Origin of the sequence: Microcystis sp. M113S1 (assembly GCF_020246945.1) — a bacterium.
In the GTDB taxonomy this organism is placed as follows: domain Bacteria; phylum Cyanobacteriota; class Cyanobacteriia; order Cyanobacteriales; family Microcystaceae; genus Microcystis.
The window spans coordinates 1-23,442 of sequence record NZ_JADBSA010000013.1; the positions used below are offsets into that span (position 1 = coordinate 1).

A 23,442-nucleotide genomic window follows, 5' to 3' on the forward strand; every position below is an offset into this window, starting at 1 on the left:
ATTCAGAAAGATTTATGAAACCTCAAAGAATCCGACAGAGGGACTGCTATCCATCTCGGAATGGTTGGCAAAATCCTCCAGTGTTTTTACCAAGAGTTGTCAAACAATCCGAAACTGGTTTGGAGAAATCATTAGTTATTTCGAGCGAAGAACAACGAATGGGGTGGTCGAGGGAATCAATGATAAACTTAAACTAATAAAACGAAGAGGCTATGGCTTTAGAAACTTTCGGAATTTTTGGGTTAGAAGTATGTTGTCTTGGCATCTTGTCTGTTGATTTAGCATAAAGAGTAACGAAGAGCCCATAAGACAAACTGAAGAACCTCACTGATTACTGATTACTGATAACTGAAAAGTCTTCATAATTACCAAAAAACAACCCGCGGCAGTTAACCGCGAGTTATTTTTGGTTAAAATCGGATCATTACTGAACGGTAATCGTTCCGACCATACCGGCGCCGCGATGGGGTTCGCAGTAGTAGGTGTAAGTACCCGGTTCGCTGAAAGTGCTTTCAAAGGACTCACCGGCGGAAAAAGCCAGACCTTTGTGGGATAATTTGCTGGCTTGAGCTTCGGGAACTTTGGTGCTATCGAAAACTATGTTATGGGGAGAAAGTTTGTTATTGACCCATTTCACCGTATCTCCTGCTTTAATAGTCAGGGTGGGGGGATCAAATTGTAGTGTACCTGCATCACCGCCCATCTTAACCGTGAAGGTTTCCGCGGCAGCGGCGGCAGTGTTGAAGAAGAAGCTAGAGACGACTAGCACCACGGTAGCGAGCAATAAACCTAATTTTTTCATGCTTGTTAATCCTTTACACGAGGGAAGATGACAAGTTTGACAGCCTGTCTTTTGACAAAAAAGTAAAAGTTTGCTTTTAACTGTCCCATGAATTAATTCTACACCAAGTTTGACAGCTTGTCTTTTGACAAGAAAACCGTTTTTTTCTGACGATGGTTGGGGAATTTCTTGAGAAATAGAGGAGAACCTATCGTGAAAAGATTATTAATTTCCCTGTGCTTGCTCTTGGCTGTGGTTACATTCGGTATGGCTCGTCCCGCTTTAGCTGATGGGGCTTCGATTTTCAGTGCTAACTGTGCTTCCTGCCACATGGGCGGTAAAAACGTGGTTAATGCCGCTAAAACCCTGAAAAAAGAAGATTTAGCTAAATACGGCAAAGATTCCGTTGAAGCTATCGTTACCCAAGTTACCAAAGGTATGGGGGCGATGCCTGCTTTCGGTGGTCGTCTCAGCGCTGAAGATATCGAAACTGTAGCTAATTATGTCCTCGCTCAAGCGGAAAAAGGCTGGTAAAAATTAGTTATCGGTGGTGAGTTATCGGTTGTCAGTCTGGTAAGAATTGTAGCGATCGAAATTCTTGGGTCATCTGCTGGCTTAAAATAGCTAATGGTTCATCTCGGGGCAAGGTTGTGAAATTGCGATCGTTTTTCTATCTTTTAGGTGCGACGGTAATCATTCTCCTAGGAGTCGCTACAGCCAGTTTTGCTTGGATTCTCGCCGATAGTCCTCTGTCTTTGCTTAAAGGTGGAGTAATGCGGGAACCGACGGCGGCGATTTTTGTGCCGAAACAGGCCCCGGTTATGGTATCCTTGTTGGTCAATCCCGAACGTTTGGAGTCTTTTGGTCAATTAATCGCTACACCGGCTAATCGACGACGTTCCCACCAAGAAATTAAGGATTTAGAAAAAACTCTCCTCGGTAAAACGGGATTGAATTATCAAAAGGAAATCAAACCTTGGTTAGGGGAGGAAATTACCCTCGCTGTTACTTCCCTAGATTTCGATCGCAATACCGATAATGGTATCCAACCGGGTTATCTTTTGGCAATTCAAAGTAAAAATAGTGAAAGTGCTAAGGAATTTCTGCAAGCTTCCTACTCAAAACAGGCAGTTTCAGGCAAATTTGACCTAGTTTTTGAAACCTACAAGGGAATTAACCTTATTTATCAACGTCCCTTAACCGCAGGAGATAATAATCGTTTTCTCGCTAGTGCCGTGGTGGGGGATACGGTGCTTTTTGCCAATAATATCAAGGTTTTGCGCGAGGCACTCAATAACGTGCAAGTACCGGATTTAAACCTAAAAAATAGCCCCGATTACCAAGAAGCAATAAAAAATATCACTGAACCGCGTATAGCTATCGTTTACAGCAATTTACCCACGTTATCGGCTTGGATCGCCAATCAACCCGTCCCGGAGAGTCCCGAAGCAAAACAACGATTAGCCACGGCTTTTACCATCAAATCTAGGGGAATAGTCGCTCAAACCGCCTTAATTGGGGTCTTAGGACAGGATAACCAAGCACCAATTTTATCTAGTCCCGTGGGAGCATTATCTTTTATCAGCGAAAATAGCCTTTTAGTCGCCGCTAGTCGCGATTTAAATCGTTTTTGGACTCAGGTAGAGGAGGGGTTAGAAGCAGATAGTCCCCTACAGGAATTAATAACACAGGTCTTAAACCGCTTCCAATCGCCTTTAGGTTTAAATTTGCCTGAAGACGTTTTTAGCTGGGTTAGAGGCGAATATAGCCTCGCTCTCGTGCCTAGTTCAAAGGGGATGGAACCCGATAGTGTTTTTCTAGGGGAACGGGTGATGGGGGTGGATGTGGACAGTGCGATCGCTCATTTGGACGAGTTGGCCCGCAGTCGCGGCTATAATGTGGTTAATCTGCCTTTACTCGATCGATCGGTGACAGCTTGGACAAAGTTAACCACGGCGGTCCCAGGGGGAAAAGCGCAACTAGAGATGATCGTGACGGGAGTGCATACGAGAGTAGATAATTATGAAATTATCGCTAGTTCTGTGGAAGCGATGGGATTAGCTTTATCTGCACAGAAAAACCCGATTTTAAGCAGTGGTAAGTTTCGACAGGCAATTACTGCTTTACCCGCAGAAAATGATGGTTATTTTTACATCGATTGGCGACAATTGCAACCAGTAATCGAGGCAAAATTCCCGATCGTGCGGGTGTTAGAATTATCGATTAAGCCTTTATTTAATAATCTGCGTTCTCTTACTGTTAGTAGCCAAGGTAGTGATAATTCCGTGCGTCGGGGAACGATTTTCTTTAATCTGGGAGTGAAGTCTTAATCAGTTATCAATTACTGAAGGTAAGAGGCAACCCCCCAATCCCTCCCGACATCGGGGAGCAAAAAAAGGGGGGGACGGGAGAGGGGAGTCTGATTGACTGCCACGAATAAAGAAAAATGGTATCACTGGAAATGCCCACGCTGATCACAAAATTGGCCAATTGTCAATAGTTTTTGAGATGCGCTCACCCTGTGAGATTTTTCTAGCTTTTTCGGGAATAATAAAGATAATCACCTCAATCTCTAATTTTTCTGCTATGTCTCGTCTCCTCATCCATCAATACTATAGCGAAGTCGATAAAATTATTCAATTTGGAGGCAGTAAAAAAGAAACTTCTTTAAGGGTTGCTTTCCAGAATCTTTTAAATGAATACTGTAAAACCCGTGATTTTTTATTAATCCCGGAATTAGATTATCGCAACAAGTCAGGAAAGTTGGTTTATCCCGATGGTACAGTCAAAGATGCTTTAAGATTAGACTGGGGTTACTGGGAAAGTAAGGAAAATTTGAAGAGGATTAGTAGTTGAACCACACAATCATCTCATCTGTTGACAAAAGTTAAATTATATGTTCATACAACAACCAATAGCAATTGATATATTTGCTGGAGCCGGTGGGTTCGGACTAGGATTTAAAATGGCAGGTTATTCAGTGCCGTTAGCACTGGAAATAGATGCTTGGGCTTGTGATACTTTGCGTTACAATCATCCTAAAATGCTAGTTCTTCAACATGATATTCGTGATTATTGTACTGAAGATAGTGTCAAGAAAGTGTGTATTTTTAAACCAGACGTTATTATTGGTGGTCCACCCTGTCAAGGATTCAGTATTGCTGGTCCGGCACATAAAGATCCTCAGGATCCGAGGAATAGTTTGTTTTTAGAGTTTGCTCGTTGGATAGATTACCTAAAACCGAAAGCTTTCATTATAGAGAATGTCAAAGGAATTTTATCTCGCAAAAATAGCGACAATTTAAAAGTTATAGACATTATACAAAGCACCTTTATTGAGCTTGGTTATTTTGTAGAGGTATGGTTAATAAATGCGCTTAATTATGGCGTTCCTCAGTCCAGAGAAAGAGTTTTTATTGTGGGAAATACCAGTGGAAAAAAGATTGGAATCCCCACTATTAGTCATTCGTTAAAGTTATACAATGATAGAGGTAATCGACAACTTTCCTTGTTAGAAACAGAGACCTTAAATCCTGCTATTAATCTCTGGGATGCTATCTCAGATTTACCTTTATTAAATGCGAGAGAAGGACAAGAAGAACAGTCGTATATTTGTGACCCTCAAAACAGCTATCAAACATGGATAAGGGATAATAGTGATGTATTATATAATCATGTAGCTATGGAACATTCAGCAAGACTTGTTGAACGTTTTAAACATATTAAATGGGGAGAATCTAGTTCTGATGTACCCCAAGAACATAAACCTAGACGAAGAAGTAGCAATGGGGAGTTATCTTCCCATTGCTATGATCAAAATAATCGTCGTTTAAATCCCTACGAACCATCTCATACAATTACAGCTTCATTTTATGCTAATTTTCTGCATCCTTTCCAAAATCGTAATTTAACTGCTCGTGAGGGTGCGCGATTACAATCTTTTCCCGATCAATACCGTTTTCTTGGCAAAAAAACCGTGGTTTCTCAAAAGTTATTACATAGAGAAAAAAGATTTGACGAAAAATTCCTTTGTCAGTACAATCAAATAGGTAATGCTGTACCACCTCTCCTCGCTCGTTCCATAGCATTACATATTAAAGAAAAGTTAAATTTATGTCCAAAACCAGTAGAAATCCTCTAGTTCACGGTTCTAATCTTGAACAAAAGGAAAACCACCCTCAAAAGTATAAAGATGCTGAAAGTAAGCGATTTCTTGGTGAAATACGAGAAAAATATGATCAGTGGTGTCGCATTAATTATAAATTAGTCGGACCGACTTCAATAGCAACAGAGCGAGACAATAAAATTTTGCAAAGACGAGTTAAACTGCTGTCAATTTATAAAGATTTTATCGATCAACAACACTACGCAGAAAAATTTGACTCTCGTTCCAATCTTCATTCAACGGTACTTGAGGAATTTTTGTACTATTTATTTAAAGATTTAATTGGTGATTTTGGTGAGAATACTTTAATTGGTAAATCACACACTTTCAAAGACATTTTCTTTGTCCCTCCCAGTTATTCAGAAATGCTCAAGCGTCCTTACGCTCGTATTGAGAAAAAGGATCATGATTTTGTTATCGGTACAACAATTAAAGCATCTCTAGAATCATCTTATCCCCTGGCACAAAATAATCCGACAGAGCAGTTATCATCTTTTTCACCAAAAGATGATCCAGATAGTTATTCTGAGGTGAAAATCACCAATAATACTGAAACACATATTTTCGATCTGCCAGTGATTGTTATCGAATGCAAAACTTATTTAGATAAAACTATGCTGGAAGGTTCTTCACGAGCGGCAGAAGACTTAAAAGCACGCAATCCTAATAGTTTATATATTGTAGTGATGGAATGGATTAAACTATCAGATGATGTCAATTTAAGGAAATATAAAGTCGATCAGATTTATGTACTTCGTCAACAAAGAAATACTGATCGCGAATTACGATATAAAGAAAATTATGTCAAAAATTCAATTAATCCTCTAGTTATACAACACCTTTTTAATGCAGTAAGAGAACATTTAACAATGGATTGGACTGGTGGAATTGAACATGGCATTCAGAGAGGTTGGTTAATTTAACTAACCATTCTCACCGCTTATTCTTGGCATTCTGCTATACCTATGCAGTCCTTCATCATCCAGCATATCGCAGTAAATACGAATTAAATCTCAAGCGAGAATTTCCTCGTATTCCCTTGTATGAAAACTTCCCACAATGGGTAAACTGGGGAGAAAAATTAATCCATCTGCATATCAACTATGAAACCGTCAATCCCTATCCGTTAACCCGCGTTGATATTCCCACTAGCAAAGATAATCCCACCCCAAAACTGAAAGCAGATAAACCCGCAGGAAAAATAATTATTGATGATGTCACCACCCTCGAAAAAATCCCCGCAACTGCTTGGGAATATAAACTCGGTAATCGTTGCGCGTTAGAATGGATATTGGATCAATACAAAGAAAAGAAACCCAAAGATAAAACCATCGCTGAGAAATTTAATAGTTATCGTTTTGTAAATTATAAAGACCAAGTTATTGACTTATTGACTCGTGTGTGTACCGTTAGTGTTGAGACAATGGCAATTATCGAGGAGATGGAAAACCTCGGATGACTTTTTGTTGGGTTTCATGCTTCAACCCAATCTACGTTCATCTTATATTTAATTCCACCCACCTACTTAGGACAATTCCTCGGCAAAATTAAAGTCGATCCCGTGTTTTTAGATATTGATGTTGTTCTTTAGTTCATCTCACTCAATAAAGAACAATTTATTTTTGTAGTCTAGATTCTAATGATAATTTTTATTTTTTTTGGGCAAAAAAAGCCCTGACAACTGAGGCAAATTAATTGGACATCGCTAATCGTCGGGGATTTGCCTACCATATTGCATCGAAAAAAACAAGTATTTTTCACTAAATGACAACAAAGCACTCCCGATTGCGGTGCTTTTTCCCTTTGTATCCGAAACAAAAAAAATTGCTCGCCCTATTCTGCATATTTCCAAAAAAGCAGCCGATAAAATTAAGTAAAACTTCAAATCATCCCCACCGAGGAACTAGCCATGAAATCCTTTGCCCTTCTTACCACCGTTAGCCTAATCAGCCTTTCCACTCTCGCGACTGTTCGCCCCGTCATGGCGCTAGAGAGCCGACAACCAGCCGAAACCCGGATCGCTCAAGGGAACAATCAAGACGCGATCGGCCACTATAACCGGGGAGTTGACTACATCCAACAGGAAAAATACGATCTCGCCCTCGCTGAATTCACCAAAGCGATCAACATTGATCCCCGATACGCCGAGGCTTACCTCAATCGGGGGTTTCTTTACGAACAACAGGAGAAACCCGACCTCGCCCTGTCCGATTACAATCAGGCGATCAACATTAATCCCCGATTGGCCGAAGCTTACAACAATCGCGGGTTTCTTTACGCCGAACAGGGAAAACCCGACCTCGCCCTGTCCGATTTCAATCAGGCGATCAACATTAATCCCCGATTAGCTCTGGCTTACAGCAATCGCGGGCTTCTTTACCGACAACAGGAGAAACCCGACCTCGCCCTCGCTGAATTCAACAAAGCGCTCAACATTAATCCCCGATTGGCCGAAGCTTACAACGGTCGCGGGCTTCTTTACTACGAACAGGGGAAACCCGACCGCGCCCTGTCCGATTACAATCAGGCGCTCAACATTAATCCCCGATACGCAGAGGCTTACAACAATCGCGGGTTTCTTTACTACGAACAGGGGAAACCCGACCGCGCCCTGTCCGATTTCAATCAGGCGCTCAACATTAATCCCCGATACGCCGACGCTTACAACAATCGCGGGGTTCTTTACCGACAACAGGGGAAACCCGACCTCGCCCTGTCCGATTACAATCAGGCGCTCAACATTAATCCCCGATACGCAACGGCTTACAACAATCGCGGGCTTCTTTACTACGAACAGGGGAAACCCGACCGCGCCCTGTCCGATTTCAATCAGGCGCTCAACATTAATCCCCGAAACGCAACGGTTTACTACAATCGGGGGGGTCTTTACGACCAACAGGGGAAATCCGACCTCGCCCTGTCCGATTACAATCAGGCGCTCAACATTAATCCCCGATTCGCCGAAGCTTACAACAATCGGGGGATTCTTTATTACTATCGACTAGAAAGGGAAAAAGCGATCAGAGATTTGCGACAAGCCGCCGAACTGTTCCGCCAGCAAGGAGACGCGGCGTTATATGAAAAGGTTATGGAACTCCTACGGGAATTAGGCGCGGTCTAGTCCTTTTTGTTGGGTTGAGCGAATCAATAGGTTAAAGAAAACCTCTCAATTCTAGGGGGAAAGCGAAACCCAACAGCCAACACCTAAATCCGTCGGAATCGGCTCTCCCCTCCTCTCATGGCTTTTTGTGGGGTTTCCTTGGGTCAATCCAACCGACGATAATTGTTATCAGTATTTAGTTTTTTCTAGTCTAGTCTGTTAATTGTTCATTAAAAACCTTCGGGATGGATGTTATTTTATGACCCTAAAACAACTCATACAAGACAAACGAGAGGATATCCTAAAAATTGCCACCAAACATGGTGCTTTTAATGTGCGTGTATTTGGTTCCGTTGCTAGAGGTGAGGAAACCGAAAATAGTGATATTGATTTTTTAATTGATTATGATTTAGCTAAAACATCCCCTTGGTTTCCAGGTGGATTATTAGTTGATTTAGAGGATCTCTTAGGGTGTAAAGTGGATGTAGTAACTGAAAAAAGCCTTCATCATCTAATTAAACAGCGAATCTTAAAGGAGGCAATTAAGTTATGAATGAAGATCAAGTTTATCTTGGATACATTTTAGACTGTATTGATAAAATTCAGGAGTATTCCCAAGGAGGAAAACAGGAGTTTTTTGCTAATTCAATGATGAGCGATGCTATCATTGGACGCTTACAAACTTTGGCAGAATCAACTCAACGGCTTTCGGAGGAATTAAAGGCCAATATTCCCGATGTTGACTGGCGTAATATTTCTGGTTTTAGGAATATTTTAGTACATGATTATTTAGGGGGAATTGACCTTAATACAGTTTGGGATGTGGTAGAGAATTATTTGGATAATTTAAGAGAACAGATTTTAAGGCATCTAGAATCAGTCAATACTTAATCAAAGTCTAATTTCGTAGGTTGGGTTGAGCGAATCAATAGGTTAAAGAAAACCTCTCGATTTTAAGGGAAAACGAAACCCAACAGCCAACACCTAAATCTGTCTGAATCAGCGCTCGCTATTCCCCTCCTCTCATTGCTTTTTGTGGGGTTTGCTTGGGTCAACCCAACCTAGGATAATTGTCATGATTACTATAGGATTTGAAAAGGGCGATCGCTATTTTGATTCTCTTATTTTTTTGTTGGGTTTCCTTCTTGATCTTGAGAATCGCCATATCAACTGATTTTGGTAGATAATTGAGATGGGATTTAATCATTATTCTTCACTTAAAGTAAAATCAATTCGTTGATAAATATCCAGCAATGATATTTGAAAATCCACAGAATAAAACCTTAAAGCTTCCTTGTCCGATTCATAAACTTTAAATAACCATTCTCCATTATTTTGTTGATAAAATTGTTCGAGATAATAACGGTATTGATCAATCAAAATATATTCCTTAAAGTCAGGAATAGAGCGATAAAACTTAAACTTATCAGTGCGATCATAATCTCGGGTTGATTTCGATAAAACCTCGACAATAATTAACGCATTAGTTACAGTATTTGTGCCTTTTCCTTCATATAATGGTTTGCCTTTAATCACCATTACATCAGGATAAGTATAAAAGCGATATATTGGCATCCATAACCGTACATCACTCATAAAAGCCCAATAATCTTCATTGTTAATCTTAGTCGGAAAATTTTTATAAAAATTACCAGCAATTAGATTATGATTGGTTGTTGCTCCCGTCATAGGAATAATTTCTCCATCCAGATATTCATTTTTGTATTCTGCTGTTTCTTCTAACTGACAATATTCTTCAGGTGTGTAATACCGTTTTTCGATTTGAACTTGCATACTAACCTCCCTTATCTTGGTTAAATTCCCATTCAATAGCAACTTTAATATTAGCCTGTGCTGAACCTTTTGTCACTAAAGATATCCCCGTTAATCTGTCTGAATTAGCGAGCGCCGCTTTGGTAGGCTGCATTAACGAATTGTCAGGCGGCAATCTCCCCGCTAATAAAGCTGATCGTGGCTTGGGAGCAATTCAGTTATAATAGGGGTCAACTTAATATCTTTAGCAACGCAGAATGAGGATTTCACCATGAAGATTCCATATACATATTGGAAAGAATCAGATGGGATGTTCTTGGGCTATTTGAATGAATTTCCAGATCATTGGACCCAAGGTGTTGACTTAGAAGAATTAATCGAAAACTTGGTCGATCTCTACAAAACATTTACGACTGAAGAAATCCCCGGAATCAAGAGAGTTGCAGAGTTTGAACTCGCATGAAAAGACATGATTTAATTGCACAATTAGAGCAAGCGGGCTGCTATTTGATTAGACGTGGAGGGAAACACGATATTTACCATAATCCAGATACTGGAAAAACAGAACCAATTCCCAGACATCGAGAAATTAATGAGCGATTGGCTAAAAAGATTATCAAAAGTCTTACAGGAGACAGATAAATTCACAGTGCCAATTAGGGTCTGCGGCAAAAAGTTTTTCGTGGGGCAGGGTGTGGGGTGTGGGGTGTGGGGTTTTTACCATTATTCAGCAAACCCTACCTAATTTTCAGGGAAAAAGTGCCTAAATTTCGCCCCGATTCCTCCAATGGCTGGCACTTTTTCATTTCAAAAAAGCCTAAAGATATTATCCAACAAGGTTTTTAGATTTATTCAGTAAACCCCAATTAAACAACACTACAAGGAAGCAAAGGAGCTATGGAAAATTGATTACTGTAGGATTTAAAAAAGGACGGTCACTCTTACAGCAAGATTTCTAGTGCCAAAGTGAACCCCAGAACCATATCCTCCCCGCTTCAAATTGCGTTGGCAGGATAATGAGTCACCAAAAAGCTCTAGACTACAATTTTGGCAATAATCGGTCGTAGGATTGGATCATTCTTTCGTAAGTAAAGCGAGTGGCATTGATAAAACCTTTTTGCCTCAAATCTTCCAGGCGATCAGGAGCGAGAAGATTTTCTGCAATAATAGTAGCGGCGGCCTCGTGTTCGGTGGGATCGAAGTAAACGGCTGCATCATCAGCGATAACAGTCATGGGGAGACGATTGGAGGTAAAGACGGGACAACCACAGGATTGAGCTTCAATAACGGGAACACCGAATCCTTCCTGAAAGGAGGGAAAAATTAAAGCAGTTGCTAGGCAATAAAAGGCGCGGAGATCCTCATCAGAGACGGTTCCTAATTCGATTACTTGTGCGGACAAGTTATTCTGATTAACAAATTCTCGCATCTCCGGCAGCAAAGGTTTTCCCATCAGGATCAATCGGCAATTTTCCAGACCGGGGAAAGCGATTAACCTCTTGAATATTTTCAGCAATCCCAATCGATTTTTATACCATTGGTCGCCCCCGACATGAATTAGCCAGGGACAATCACTATTAATGTTAAATTTGGCCACTAGATTTACCGCCGCTGCTCTTGTCATCGGACCGTATCCCTCACTCAAGCAATCCTCGATCACTTCCGTTTGTTCGGGGGTAATTTTGGTTAAACGGAGAACATCGGCACGAGTAGCTTCGGAAGAACAGACAACATATTTAGCCTGTTTGAATCCTCGCAAAATCATCGCCTGATACTGTTTTCCCGTCCAACTGGTGGGATTTTCAGGAATTTCTCCTAGGGCGGAACGAATCGCCAGCAGATCGTGACAGATCACAAAATATTTGCAATCTTTTAGATAGGGAGTTAAATAGGATAACGCCTGATCACAAATGCAGACGATATCGGCCCAATCAAGCTGCTGACGTAACTGCACTGGGAAAATAATTAACTTATCAATATACCCTAACCACTTGCCGAGTCCCTGGGGAGAGGATTTTAGTTGACCGAAAATAGGCTGTGCTTGCACTCGCCGAATTTCGTGTCCTTTTTGTCTGAGTCCTTTCTCCACTAAACCGACAAAACGATTGATACTGATCTGCCGATCATTAACGTAATTTCCTACTATTAAAACTTTCATGATTAGGCTCCAAAAAATCAATTTTTATGGCGGTAAAACTCTCAAACAGTCTCGAGGGAAATTCAGGGGTTAAGAACAATATTAGTCCCGCAAAATTTCCTCATACCTTTGTCCCGCTCGCTCCCAGGTGTACTCCGATTCCACCATCGCCCGGCCATTATGGGACAGTTGTTCTCGCAGAGAAGGATCATCGAACAACCTAGCGATCGCTGTAACGTACTCAGCAACGCTATTGGCGCGCAATGCCCTAGGGGGAATTCCCGCTGCTGCCACCGTTAAACCCTCTAAACCGCGATCGCTGGCTACAATCGGAATCCCAGCGGCCATGGATTCTAGGGTTTTGGTCTTGATTCCCAATCCCACCCGCAGGGGAACCACACCAACGGTTCCTCGGTGTAAATATTCCACTGTCGAGGGAACTGTCCCCGTCACGCTCACACCGGGATACTTGGCAAGTTCGAGAACTTCCGGCGCCGGGTTTGCCCCCACTAGGGTTAAAGTGGTATCGGGATATCGGTGTTGAATGACTGGCAAGACTTCTAAAGCAAAAAAACGGGCGGCATCGATATTATGGGTAGAACTCATGGAACCGACAAAGACCAAATTATGACCGCCGGGATCCCGAGGACGATAGGGAAACATGGCTAAATCCACGCCATTAGGCACGATAGCCACCTTTGCTTCTGGTAGAATTTGTAATAATTGTTCGCGATCGTAATCGGTAGTAGCCACTAATTGCGAAAACTTGGCACAGTAACGTTTTTCATACTGATAGAGTAAGGGCAGATAGAGAAAATCCCGCAGCGGATAGGCGGAGGCTCCTCTATCTAAATGATTGCGTGTCCAACCGTACACGGAACTGTGAATATCTACTACTGTTTTGACTCGCTGACGGTATTCCGGCCGGACAAAAATCTCGCTGATACTCTGAGCGCAGAGAATCACATCACATTTTTGCTGCTCGACGTATTCATCTACTCGCTCTTGAATGAGCGGCGAACGATAACTAAGAACACTAGCAGGGGTCATCTGTACTATTCCCTCCAGAAAGCGCCCTGTTTGACCGATTAGTTTTGTCAGTCCCTTGCCTGGAGCGGGAATTTGCTGGGGCGGAAATAAGACAAGATCATCGGTAAAGGTTTTGAGTTCTTCGATCTGAGTTTCCGTGACATTCTCCACCCGACGGGCGAACAGGGTGACATCATGGTTTTGATGAAGACATTTGATCAGGTTAAAAGTTCTCCCCTCGGTTGCCCCGCGACTAGGTGGATAGGGAAAGTTATTGCAAAAAAGGACTAATATTCTCATAATTCTGGTTCGGCAGCGGTTTTTGACAATAATTCTACCGTTTCCTTTAGTTGGCCATACACGGGAATCTCAACTGGGTATTTCTCGATCTCCCCAAGGGTGACTTTTCCTCGCCCTGTTAAGAGCAATACGGGCTGACAACCAGCTTCTAGGGCGCATTCTAGATCACTGGCCGCATCGCCGATAAACAACGAGCCGGCTAAATCGATTCCGTATTGGTGGGCGGCGGCCAGCAGCAGATAGGGGGAGGGTTTGCGGCACAGACAACCTTCGTCGGGATGGTGCGGGCAGATGGCAAGATCGTGAAAATGCACCCCCAATTGTCGGTATTCCTCGATCATGCGCCCGTGAATCGCCGCTAGATCATCCCAAGTGAAATAGCCCCTAGCAAGTCCCGATTGATTGGTAATGATGATCAGCAGATAGCCAGCATCCTGCCACTGTTTTAAGGCAGCCGCTGCCCCGGCGGGAATGCTCACCTGTTCTGGTTTACTCAGGTAGGGGATATAGTCGATAACTACCCCATCTCGATCGAGAAATAAGGCTTTGTTCTTTTTTGCTCTATCTTCGCTTTCGCGGTCAGAATTGCCAGGAGGTGGCGGAGATGGGTATTTGAGGTCGTCGTCATTGACGGAAATTGCGGGGAAAGGATTCATTATGTTGGACTTTTTCGAGTCGGGGACTAGAATTCTCAGTTCTTCTGTCAGGGACGAGAGCTTGAACCGATGGACAGACAAAATTTGCGGTATTGTCGCGATTTGTGCTAGTTTTCTCGGCTAAATTGCTTCTCTTTACTATCTAGATGTCAGAGTATAGCAATCAGGGCATATTATACGCCGTCAGGCCTTTGGACTTTTGATTATATCAGCAGTATTGTCATGAATTGTTAACATTTTTGTCGGGCCAAACAAAAGGCCAAGACTGGCAAGGGTTGAACCCCCCGCTCAGAAATCCCTCGTCTCGGCCAGAATAGATCAAAAGTTTATTTACAAACAAAACAAATTGTGCTAAGGTTGGGGCGTTTGTGGTATATTCCCAGAATAACTGGCAAAAGATCACTCTTTTGACTCGATCGCTCTAGGTTTCTCTAGAACTATCATTGACCTGTTTTTCTTGTCCCGTGATCAATTCTACCGTGCTAGGGTTTTTGTACCCAATTAATGGACAGCGATTCTGGTCTTTTGATACTATTCAATGTAATGACAGGATGATTGAGAGTTAAATTTATTCAACTAATAAAAATTGGAAAATCAAACCTATGCGAATGGTGGAAAAATCAAACAAAAAATTAGATAGTTTCCAGAGCGATCCCTCTCTGTCAATTTTAATCAAGACCGAATTGGAAGAAGCTTATAACCTGAAGAAAACCCTACTAACTGAGACAAAATATCTAGAAAAAATCCAAGAGATTTGCCACGTATGTATCCATGCTTATCGCAACAACCACAAAGTATTAGTCGCCGGTAATGGAGGCAGTGCAGCCGATGCTATCCATTTTGGCGGTGAGCTGCACGGCCGATTTCTCAAAGAAAGACAGTCTTTGCCAGTGCGCGTTCTCAATAGCGATATCGCCAGTTTAACAGCAATCGCTAACGATTATGGTTACGAATATATTTTTAGCCGCCAGATAGAAGCAGAAGGAAACCCTGGCGATGTGTTTATCGGTATTTCCACTTCGGGAAATTCCGCCAATATCCATCAAGCTCTCAAAGTTTGTCAAGTAAAAGGTCTCACTAGCATCGGTTTAACTGGGGCGAAGGGATTAGCTCTAGAGGAAAAAACCGATTATTGTTTGATGATTCCTAGTACCAGTACCCCGCGCATTCAAGAAGGTCATGGTTTTGTTCTCCATACTATTTGTTTAGCGATCGAAGAAGCGCTCTTTCCCAACTAAAATCTCCTAGCAAAAAATAAACCTAAACAGCATACCCATGATCATCAGAACCAAAGCTCCTTTAAGATTAGGTTTAGGTGGTGGCGGCACCGATGTCGAGCCTTACTGTAGTCTTTATGGGGGTTACGTTCTCAACGCTACTATCGATCTCTATGCCTACTGTACAGTCACGGAAATTACTGATAAACAAGTCATTTTTGTTGCCGCCGATCGGGGAGAACAACAAATAGAAACCCTTCAGTTTCCTCTCCCCTATAACGGCGTTCTCGATCTGCACAAAGCGGTCTATAATCGTTTGATTAAAGACTTTAATCAAGGGCAACCTTTACCGCTGCAAATCACCACCTTTTCCGATGCGCCGGCCGGTTCGGGATTGGGTTCTTCTTCTACCCTAGCCGTGGCCATAGTTAAAGCCTTTGTGGAACTGTTAAAATTACCCCTAGGCGAGTACGATATCGCCCATTTAGCCTACGAAATCGAACGAATTGACCTAGGCTGGTTGGGGGGTAAACAGGATCAGTACGCTGCCACTTTTGGCGGCTTTAATTTTATGGAATTTTATGAACAAGATCGAGTCATAGTTAATCCTTTGAGAATTAAAAATTGGGTGATCAATGAATTGGAAGTCTCTTTGATTCTCTACTATACAGGCATTTCTCGCTACTCATCTCAAGTCATTGAGGATCAAATTCAGAATGTCCAAGAAAAAAATGAGCAAGCGATCGCCGCTACCCATCAACTCAAAAAAGAGGCAATTCTCTTTAAAGAAGCACTGCTTAAATCAGATTTTATGGGGATAGCAGAAATTCTGAGAACTTCTTGGGAAGCGAAAAAGAAATTATCCAAATTAATTAGTAATCCGCAGATCGATCACATTTATCAGGTAGCTAGGGAAACCGGGGCCTATTCAGGCAAAATATCGGGGGCCGGTGGCGGTGGTTTTATTATCTTTATGGTCGATCCTACCAAGAAAATCGAAGTAACTAAAGCTTTGAAAGCAGCAGGAGGCCAAGTGATTAATTTTCATTTTACTAAATACGGAACCCAAGCATGGACATTATAACAAGCCAAGGCTCGATGGGGAAGGATTATCCCTATAACCCTAAAAATAGTTTTTAAAAGATTGGCAATAATTCAGATTTTTGAGGTGTATCTATGGACGTAATTATTCTGGCAGGTGGGTTAGGAACCAGGTTGCGATCAGTAATCAACACTTTACCAAAACCCATGGCTCCCGTTGCCGACAGGCCTTTTTTAGAATATCTATTAGATTACCTAATCTCTCAAAAAATTAGCAACAAATTTTTAGTTTCTGTTGGCTATGAATATCAGAAAATTATCGATCATTTTGGCGATAATTACCAGGAATACGAACTGAATTATCTGATAGAAGATACACCCTTGGGAACTGGAGGAGCGATCCGGTTGGCCTTAAATAAAATTGAAACCGAACAAGCATTAATTGTTAACGGAGATACCTTGTTTAATGTCAATTTATCCGCCCTAATTAATTTACATAATCAAAAAAAATCCCTGATAACCCTTGCTCTGAAGCCCCTAACTGACTTTGATCGTTATAATAATGTTCTCCTAGATGATGATCAAAAAATTATCGGGTTTGAATCCAAAAAATATCAAGATAAGGGCTATATTAATGGCGGCATATATTGTGTAGCAAAAAAAATATTGTCTGGCTTTGATCTGCCATCAAAATTTTCTTTTGAGGACGACTTTCTAAAAGTTTATACCGAGAAAATTCATATGTATGGCTTTATTTCTGACGAATATTTTATTGACATAGGCATACCTCAAGATTACGAAAAAAGTCAACAAGAATTACCCTCTGTCATCTCAAAATTATCCTTTTGAGAGAGTCTTGGTAGTCACCTAAGTTCAGAAAATTTGTGTTTGTATCCTTAAATTATTTCTAAATAAATTCACCAGAGATGCTTGCTAGTTTCAATCAACCGATATTATCTATTGTTAGCCCGACCATCGGAAATTTTTCCGAATATTGGTTACAACAACTTTTATCCGTGCAGGGAAATGTAGAATTTATCTTAGTTTATCCTCCCGGCATAACTGCAGCCTTCATAGCTGACCCACGAGTAAAAATTTTATACAGTCTCTACAAAGGAGAAACACCTCAAAGAGCCTTGGTTTTAATGAACGCTACCGGTCAGTTTAGATGAAGAAAAAATTAAAAGACCTTGACAATCTTCTTCGCAAAATCTTGATTATTCTCCTTTCGATCGAGCTTAGAAAAATTTTTTCCCAGTCCTTGACAACTTATGTTAAGTTGATAGTGGCAGTTGCAAGAAATTAACCCCCAGTTCTCACCTAGGAATTGTTAAGATGAGGAATTTTTTCTCGTCGGTTTCTAGTGGGAAGAATGGAGTTGAAGACGATTACCTGTCCAACTCGATCCCGGTCTCTTGGTAGAGTGACTGACCGATAAGCTCGATCTGTTTGCAGATTTAGCTAGTTTTCTCGTCGCTAGTCATTCAATGATCAATGGGGAAAGATCGAGCCTACCTAATTTTAACTATCTTCTCTCCTCCCTAATCAAACAATGCCTACCATGACCTTAGTGTTACCAATGATGTATTTACTGGTGATCTACCTCTTACTAGCGATCGCCAAAAAAGCTAAAATCAACTCCTAAACTGAAAAAGGCTGACGGCTATAAAACGGGGACAGGCAATTGACGCTCCCGTCGCGCTCAAGCGAGGGATTCTTGATTCACCGATGTGGACTTAGACTAAGTACCTTGCGATTCTCAACCCAGAGGTGGTTCTCTCCTCAAGCGTTAACTTTGGGTGCGCCCCACCCTAGTTGTATTTCTACAAAATTTGCTTTAATTGAAGTGTTAGCTTCAAATACTGCTTTGTCTAGTTCCTGCAAAGATTTTACCTACCTACAGGTAGAAACTAGAACATTAGGTAGAACCCCATATCTTTGATTGTCAAGGTGCAGATAGCGTAGTGATTAGACTACAGGGGTTTTTCAAGCGGTTGTTTACCCTAGCCGCTATACTTATATGGTAGCTATTTTTCGTGAGTACTTCAAGACCTTTAAAGGAAAAAACACTGCCAAGGCTAATGACCCCAAAAGAAGAGCAAGCGCACTTCGGAATACGCAACTAGAATGCCATTAACAATGTCAGAAGTCATTCGAGATTTCGCTCTTGAGACTAGACACTTATTTTTAGCTGTGGTTCGCTGTTCTATACTGGCCTTTGTTTCATCCCATCGGTAAAACCGAGGGTCTTCACCCGACATTGCAGATAAACCTTTTCTACCCGGGGAGAAAAACCGAGCCATTGACGAGATAAACGAGCAAAAGTGTCAGGATCACCGCTAACTGCGAAGTTGGTAGGTAGGGGTGTTTCGGGATTTTTTAGACCTAATAATTCTAGTTCTTTTTCCGCCGCTCGGACAACGGAAGCGGCGGGATCTACCAACCGCACGGAACTAGGTAAAAGACGACGTAAAACCGGGGAAAGATGGCGATAATGGGTACAACCATAGACCAGAGTATCAATATTTTCTGCTAGTAAAGGCTGAAGATATTCCCTAGCCACCTGCGTGGTGTAGGGGTCAAAAATGCGGTTAGCCTCGATCAAAGGGACAAATTCAGGACAGGGAATTTGCCAAACTTGGGCAGTAGGATCGATTTCTTGAATCGCTTGTTTATAGGCATTACTTTTAGCCGTAGCGGGAGTAGAAATCACCCCAATGCGCTTTCCTTTTTGCACGGCAGTTTTTGCCCCGGGTAAAATTACCCCCAAAATTGGTAAATCTTTAAATTCGGCCTGTACTTCTTCTAAAGCCAAGGCGGAACTGGTATTACAGGCCATAATCACCATTTTCACCCGGTGCTCGCTCATCCAAGTGAGAATTTCCCGGACAAATTCGATAATTTCCCCTTTAGAACGGGTTCCGTAGGGAAGTCTAGCGGTATCAGCGAAATAGAGAATCGATTCTTGGGGCAGTTGTCGATACAACTCCCTTAAAACGGTCAGTCCACCCACGCCACTATCAAACACACCAATCGGACTAAGTTGTGATTCTCTCATAGATATCGAGGAAAACGCTGATCTAAAGTAGCTTTATTTGATGATATTAAAACACGGATTTTTTGATTGGTAAACTAATGCTCCAATCATTTAATCATTAACGGAGATTTCGTTGAATATATTCAATAATACCCCTTGCGATCGCCGCCGCCATTTGTCGTTGAAAGTTGGCATTGGCTAATTTAGCAGCATCCTCAGCTCCAGTAACGAAACCCACTTCCACGAGGGTAGAGGGCATTTTCGAGGTTCTCAGCACATAGAAACGCGCCCGACGCACCCCCCGATCGCGCATATCGACACTGCGGACAATATTGCGATGGATGGTATCAGACAAACGGCGATCGCCGAAGTAATAAACTTCCAATCCGTTCACATCCGGTCGTGCTTTCCCCATAGAGTTAGCGTGGATACTGACAAATAGATCGGCATCGATCTGGTTAGCCAGATCCGTGCGACCTTGCAGGGTGACAAAAAAGTCGCTATCTCTAGTTAGACGCACATCGATGCCCTGTTGTTGCAGGATGCGGGTAACTTCTAGGGAAATGGGCAGAATTACGTTTTTTTCCTGAAGGCCACCAATTCCGATCGCCCCCGGATCCTTACCCCCGTGGCCCGGATCGATCACCACTAGAAAGCGGCTATTGCCTTGTCGGGGGGGATTAGGAGTGGGGTTAGAGGGGCGCGGAGGTGGGTTAAATTGCCCCGTATTTGGGGGTAAAGGGACAGGTATAGTGGTGGAGTCAGGAACCTGAGAAACGGGGCTAGAATTGGGGGAGGAAAGCAATTCTAGGGCTAGGGTTTGATTGCCCGTTTGAGTTAATTGTCCCAGTTGAAAACCCGCGGCCGTCTGTACCAAAATCAGCACCTTATTGGCACTTTCCTGACGTACCCGCAATTGATAGATGGGACTATGGCGGCCGAAGCGCGGACCGCGGAAAGACTCGGCTAACTTAGCATTTTCGATGCGTAGTTCATAGACACCATCCCGGTTAACAGTGCCGTTAGCTTTCAGGGGTAAATCCGCGCGAATTAAGAGGCGATCATTATTGCCCGTCAGATCGATCGAGGAGATGGTGGCCAAACGACTGCTAGAAGGGGGATTATTGGCAGTTTTCGCCGGGGGATTATTGGGACGGGGAGTGGGATTGGTGGACTGAGTCGGGGGAGGTGAGGAGATATTATCCACGGAACCCAGACCGCCCCTAGGCAGTAAAACCAAACCACCAAAACGACTATAGAGAGCTTGCCAATCGGGACTATCCTTATTAACGCTCAGGGAAATCTTGGCCCGTTGATTGGCAGTCTGACTGAATTGAATATCACCGACCCCATAGCGATTGACGGGGATAGTTTGACCGGTGAGACTGCTGGGTAAAGTGGCCCCGGGTAATTCAAATTCGATTTTTTTGCCGTCCCGGCTGCGTTGACTGCGGATCGATCGCTCATCACCATTTTGCTCTAAACGGACAAAAAGACCATTGCGAGTGACCTGAAAATCATCGTTGTTGTCCGTCTGGCTAACTGGAGGTGGGGGAGTGGGACGGGTGGAACCGCGATCGGGGGGAGGTGTGGGGTCAGGGGTGACGGGTGGTTGCGTTTCCTCCCTAATCGGTTGGGGTTCTGGCAATTCCACTGTCCATTGGGTGGGCGAAATTCCGCGAATTTTTACCTGTTGAGGATCAAAGGTGTAGCCTGGGGCCAATTCAATCACTAAACGGGTAGTTTCCGCATCAAATTGACCAATACGGACACTTCTGACGATATTGCCAATGGGCCGGTTAATATTGGGTTGCCCTAACTTGATCCCGGGCAGATCGATCACGATCCTGGTGGGGTTAGTGATCATTTGCGCTCGCGGTTGCACTCGATTGTCGGTGGTGAAGACCAGACGATTCTCATTGGTGTCGAATCGCCAAAAGACGAGCTTGCCTGCCCAAGCAGGGGCTGCCACCAGCAACCAAGTTAATGCGCTTAGGAATAACCAATGAAATCTCACGCTCGATGCTCCCGTTGCTCAGTTATCAATTACCTTTTTTCGGTAAAAATGGACAATTTTGTCGATTTTTGGCCATCCATAGCTCCGTTAATGCTCTGAGAATGACTATCAATAAAAACAAGCTTATGGGACGTTGGAACAGTCTGCTATGTTTCTGATCAGTTATCAGGGATCAGTTATCAGGGATCAGTTATCAGTTATCAGTTATCAGCTTCTGAAGGCAATAGGCAAGAGGCTCCAAAAAAGAATCTGGCAATTCTCCTACCTAAAAATAAGGTTAGAAACTAAGTACATCAAAGCTTTTAGCTTAACAAATTAGGATTTAGATTCGGCCCTTGTTATCAATGAAAAGACGGCACTGTTAGTGCCACTTAAATACTGGTAACTTATACACTGCCACTGGTAACTGCTCACTGCTCACTGCTCACTGATTGAGGGCTGGCGGTAGGTTCTTTAAATACTAACCTTAACAGGGGCGGAGCGATAAAGGTAGTCAAGATCACCATCATAATAATGGCCGCATCGGCAGCGGGGGATAAAGCGCCACTAGCAGCCCCGACTCCGGCAAAGACTAAACCCACTTCACCCCGGGGAATCATGCCAACTCCGATCGCCAAGCGATTGAGTTTTTCCTGACTGAAAACTGCTAACCCCGTCACCACTTTACCAAAAATAGCGACGACAATTAGGAAAGCGGCCAAGACTAATCCTTCTCGATTGGTGGGAATAGCGGGATTAAGGACACTTAAATCGGTTTTTGCCCCCACACAGACGAAAAATATCGGTACAAATAAATCGGCGATCGGGAACACTTGTTCTGCCAATTCCGAGCGCTTTTCCGTTTCCCCTAGGACCAGGCCCGCGGCAAAGGAACCGAGAATCGCTTCTAGTTGGATAACTTGGGCAATATAGGCAAGAATAAAGGCGAAAATCAGGGAAACTAAGAGCAATTGTCCCCTAGTTTTCATGCTATTAACTAATTGAACGTAAAAGGGGCTTAAAAAACGACCGATCAGGATCGCCCCCACCACAAAAGCGCTGGAACTAATAACTAGATAAATTACTTTGCTAATCTGCACTTCTCCGGTCTTCACCAAAGAAGCAACGACAGCGAGGATGATAATACCGAGAATATCATCGAGAACCGCTGCCCCGATGATAATTTGACCTTCTTTGGCCGATAACTGCCCTATTTCTGCTAAAACCTTGGCGGTAATGCCGATACTGGTAGCGGTTAAAGCTGCCCCGGCAAAAATAGCGGGAATGGTGGCCAGATGAAAGATATAGATTAAACCCAAAGTACCCACCAAAAAGGGAACCGCAACTCCCACCACTGCGACGACGGCTGCCTGCGGACCGACGCGAATTAATTCCTGCAAGTCTGACTCTAAACCGATCTCGAACAGTAGGATAATTACCCCCAATTCCGAGAGGACGGAAATCACCTCACTGGCAGCACTAAAAACGGCGGGAGATTGCTCCGGGGTGAGGGGGGAAGTGGATTGTAGGAAGTGAATTAGGAGAGAATCCTCGAATCCCGCTCCTCCTTCCGGAAAAACCAGTAATTTTAGGGCAGAAACCCCGATAATCACGCCACCGACTAATTCTCCTAACACGGGAGGCAAGTTCAATCGGACGCATATTTCTCCCCCCAGTTTACAGGCGAAATAAATAACGGTCAAACTCAGCAGCACGCAGGCTAAAACTAAGGCACTATCGGCAGTTTCGGCTGTAGCTGCTGCGGCTAACAGGGGAATGTTAAAACTCCAAGCGGAAGAAAGGAAAGGCTGTAGTATCATCGCTCGCTCAAAATTACTCTCAATACTCTAACAAGCTTGCGGCCCATTCAGTCATCCCTGATCAAAGTTTGCCCTTTGTCCAGCTTCTACGACTAGGGTGGTTTCATAAAAAAAGAGAATAAACTACAGAGTGTAAATAGGGTTTGCGGCAAAAAGTTATTGAAAAGCACAGGTCTCTTAATCAATGATTTCACTTAGCTACAAGCATAAGCTTTAGTTGTTGATTAATCCCTAAGTTATAACTTATCGTAATCATTGACCGAGAAAAAGTGCTGTTTTTCCATTTCAGACATAAAAAAGCCCAAAAAACCTGCCTCAACAGGTTAGAAAGATTCATGACTAAAAAAGTAATAGCAATCGCTGAAAAGGAAGTATGAGGAAGTTTAGCCA

23 protein-coding genes and 3 pseudogenes are annotated in these 23,442 nt (G+C 42.9%); 16 read left to right on the top strand and 10 right to left on the bottom strand.

Annotated features, from left to right (window positions below):
• The coding region (locus IM319_RS00835) for a transposase (protein WP_287686462.1) at nt 1–277 on the top strand (277 nt) is incomplete at its 5' end.
• Nucleotides 278–424: 147 nt separating this feature from the next.
• Here the strand turns inward: IM319_RS00835 and petE are convergent.
• A complete protein-coding gene (gene petE / locus IM319_RS00840) occupies nt 425–802 on the bottom strand; it encodes a plastocyanin (RefSeq protein ID WP_287686460.1) in 378 nt (125 codons plus the stop codon).
• 192 nt (nt 803–994) lie between these two features.
• On the opposite strand from petE, the gene petJ reads away from it, so the two are divergent.
• From petJ to IM319_RS00885, 9 genes and pseudogenes are all read left to right on the top strand, one after another.
• Nucleotides 995–1,315 (top strand): cytochrome c6 PetJ, encoded by a 321-nt coding sequence (gene petJ / locus IM319_RS00845; RefSeq protein WP_190718907.1) that lies wholly within the window; start codon nt 995–997, stop codon nt 1,313–1,315.
• Nucleotides 1,316–1,431: 116 nt separating this feature from the next.
• Nucleotides 1,432–3,111 carry a DUF3352 domain-containing protein gene (locus IM319_RS00850; RefSeq protein WP_287734280.1) on the top strand — a complete coding sequence of 560 codons (1,680 nt, stop codon included), beginning with the start codon at nt 1,432–1,434 and terminating at the stop codon, nt 3,109–3,111.
• A 256-nt stretch (nt 3,112–3,367) separates the two neighbouring features.
• A pseudogene (locus tag IM319_RS00855) lies at nt 3,368–3,613 on the top strand (hypothetical protein); the annotation flags it as partial.
• A 64-nt stretch (nt 3,614–3,677) separates the two neighbouring features.
• Nucleotides 3,678–4,922, top strand: coding sequence for a DNA cytosine methyltransferase (locus IM319_RS00860; RefSeq protein WP_158198651.1), 1,245 nt, complete (start codon nt 3,678–3,680; stop codon nt 4,920–4,922).
• Nucleotides 4,895–5,869: a Bpu10I family restriction endonuclease gene (locus IM319_RS00865; RefSeq protein ID WP_287686457.1), complete on the top strand. Its 975-nt coding sequence runs from the start codon at nt 4,895–4,897 to the stop codon at nt 5,867–5,869. The genes IM319_RS00860 and IM319_RS00865 overlap by 28 nt, the downstream gene beginning before the upstream one ends.
• Nucleotides 5,870–5,898: 29 nt before the next feature.
• A pseudogene (locus tag IM319_RS00870) lies at nt 5,899–6,405 on the top strand (type ISP restriction/modification enzyme); the annotation flags it as partial.
• A gap of 450 nt (nt 6,406–6,855) precedes the next feature.
• The gene (locus tag IM319_RS00875) at nt 6,856–8,067 is read left to right on the top strand and encodes a tetratricopeptide repeat protein (RefSeq protein WP_287734281.1); all 1,212 of its coding nucleotides are present in this window, start codon (nt 6,856–6,858) and stop codon (nt 8,065–8,067) included.
• 238 nt (nt 8,068–8,305) lie between these two features.
• Nucleotides 8,306–8,599 carry a nucleotidyltransferase family protein gene (locus IM319_RS00880; protein WP_002733639.1) on the top strand — a complete coding sequence of 98 codons (294 nt, stop codon included), beginning with the start codon at nt 8,306–8,308 and terminating at the stop codon, nt 8,597–8,599.
• Nucleotides 8,596–8,937, top strand: coding sequence for a HepT-like ribonuclease domain-containing protein (locus IM319_RS00885; protein WP_287077362.1), 342 nt, complete (start codon nt 8,596–8,598; stop codon nt 8,935–8,937). Before IM319_RS00880 ends, IM319_RS00885 begins: the two co-directional genes overlap by 4 nt.
• 315 nt (nt 8,938–9,252) lie before the next feature.
• On the opposite strand, the gene IM319_RS00890 is transcribed toward IM319_RS00885, so the two are convergent.
• A complete protein-coding gene (locus IM319_RS00890; protein WP_287734282.1) occupies nt 9,253–9,840 on the bottom strand; it encodes a Uma2 family endonuclease in 588 nt (195 codons plus the stop codon).
• Nucleotide 9,841: 1 nt separating this feature from the next.
• Complete coding sequence (locus IM319_RS00895) at nt 9,842–9,973, bottom strand: hypothetical protein (protein ID WP_286826430.1); 132 nt, start codon at nt 9,971–9,973, stop codon at nt 9,842–9,844.
• 117 nt (nt 9,974–10,090) lie between these two features.
• Here IM319_RS00895 and IM319_RS00900 point away from each other — a divergent pair, with 117 nt between their 5' ends.
• Entirely contained in the window at nt 10,091–10,282 is a 192-nt protein-coding gene (locus tag IM319_RS00900) for a type II toxin-antitoxin system HicB family antitoxin (protein WP_190718926.1), read from the top strand.
• Entirely contained in the window at nt 10,279–10,461 is a 183-nt protein-coding gene (locus IM319_RS00905; RefSeq protein WP_012267861.1) for a type II toxin-antitoxin system HicA family toxin, read from the top strand. The genes IM319_RS00900 and IM319_RS00905 overlap by 4 nt, the downstream gene beginning before the upstream one ends.
• Nucleotides 10,462–10,858: 397 nt before the next feature.
• Here the strand turns inward: IM319_RS00905 and IM319_RS00910 are convergent, their stop codons facing one another.
• The 3 genes from IM319_RS00910 to IM319_RS00920 all read right to left on the bottom strand — a co-directional run bounded on the left by IM319_RS00910 (nt 10,859) and on the right by IM319_RS00920 (nt 13,941).
• Nucleotides 10,859–11,977, bottom strand: a complete 1,119-nt coding sequence (locus IM319_RS00910; protein ID WP_286826428.1) for a glycosyltransferase family 4 protein — start codon at nt 11,975–11,977, stop codon at nt 10,859–10,861.
• 81 nt (nt 11,978–12,058) lie between these two features.
• Nucleotides 12,059–13,285, bottom strand: coding sequence for a glycosyltransferase family 4 protein (locus tag IM319_RS00915; protein WP_287734283.1), 1,227 nt, complete (start codon nt 13,283–13,285; stop codon nt 12,059–12,061).
• A complete protein-coding gene (locus IM319_RS00920; RefSeq protein WP_287734284.1) occupies nt 13,282–13,941 on the bottom strand; it encodes a D-glycero-alpha-D-manno-heptose-1,7-bisphosphate 7-phosphatase in 660 nt (219 codons plus the stop codon). The genes IM319_RS00915 and IM319_RS00920 overlap by 4 nt, the downstream gene beginning before the upstream one ends.
• Before the next feature lie 602 nt (nt 13,942–14,543).
• Here IM319_RS00920 and IM319_RS00925 point away from each other — a divergent pair.
• From IM319_RS00925 to IM319_RS00940, 4 genes are all read left to right on the top strand, one after another.
• Nucleotides 14,544–15,179 carry a D-sedoheptulose-7-phosphate isomerase gene (locus IM319_RS00925; protein ID WP_286827364.1) on the top strand — a complete coding sequence of 212 codons (636 nt, stop codon included), beginning with the start codon at nt 14,544–14,546 and terminating at the stop codon, nt 15,177–15,179.
• 37 nt (nt 15,180–15,216) lie between these two features.
• Complete coding sequence (locus tag IM319_RS00930; protein ID WP_287077673.1) at nt 15,217–16,242, top strand: dehydrogenase; 1,026 nt, start codon at nt 15,217–15,219, stop codon at nt 16,240–16,242.
• Nucleotides 16,243–16,334: 92 nt separating this feature from the next.
• The gene (locus tag IM319_RS00935) at nt 16,335–17,048 is read left to right on the top strand and encodes a nucleotidyltransferase family protein (RefSeq protein WP_287734285.1); all 714 of its coding nucleotides are present in this window, start codon (nt 16,335–16,337) and stop codon (nt 17,046–17,048) included.
• A 77-nt stretch (nt 17,049–17,125) separates the two neighbouring features.
• Nucleotides 17,126–17,371 (top strand): hypothetical protein, encoded by a 246-nt coding sequence (locus IM319_RS00940; RefSeq protein WP_287734286.1) that lies wholly within the window; start codon nt 17,126–17,128, stop codon nt 17,369–17,371.
• A 1,034-nt stretch (nt 17,372–18,405) separates the two neighbouring features.
• On the opposite strand, the gene murI is transcribed toward IM319_RS00940, so the two are convergent.
• From murI to IM319_RS00960, 4 genes and pseudogenes are all read right to left on the bottom strand, one after another.
• A complete protein-coding gene (gene murI, locus IM319_RS00945; RefSeq protein WP_287077402.1) occupies nt 18,406–19,257 on the bottom strand; it encodes a glutamate racemase in 852 nt (283 codons plus the stop codon).
• Nucleotides 19,258–19,354: 97 nt separating this feature from the next.
• Nucleotides 19,355–21,253 carry an N-acetylmuramoyl-L-alanine amidase gene (locus tag IM319_RS00950; RefSeq protein WP_287734287.1) on the bottom strand — a complete coding sequence of 633 codons (1,899 nt, stop codon included), beginning with the start codon at nt 21,251–21,253 and terminating at the stop codon, nt 19,355–19,357.
• Between the two features lie 410 nt (nt 21,254–21,663).
• Entirely contained in the window at nt 21,664–23,052 is a 1,389-nt protein-coding gene (locus IM319_RS00955; protein WP_287684581.1) for a cation:proton antiporter, read from the bottom strand.
• Nucleotides 23,053–23,242: 190 nt separating this feature from the next.
• Nucleotides 23,243–23,442 (bottom strand): annotated as a pseudogene (locus IM319_RS00960) (IS5/IS1182 family transposase); the annotation flags it as partial.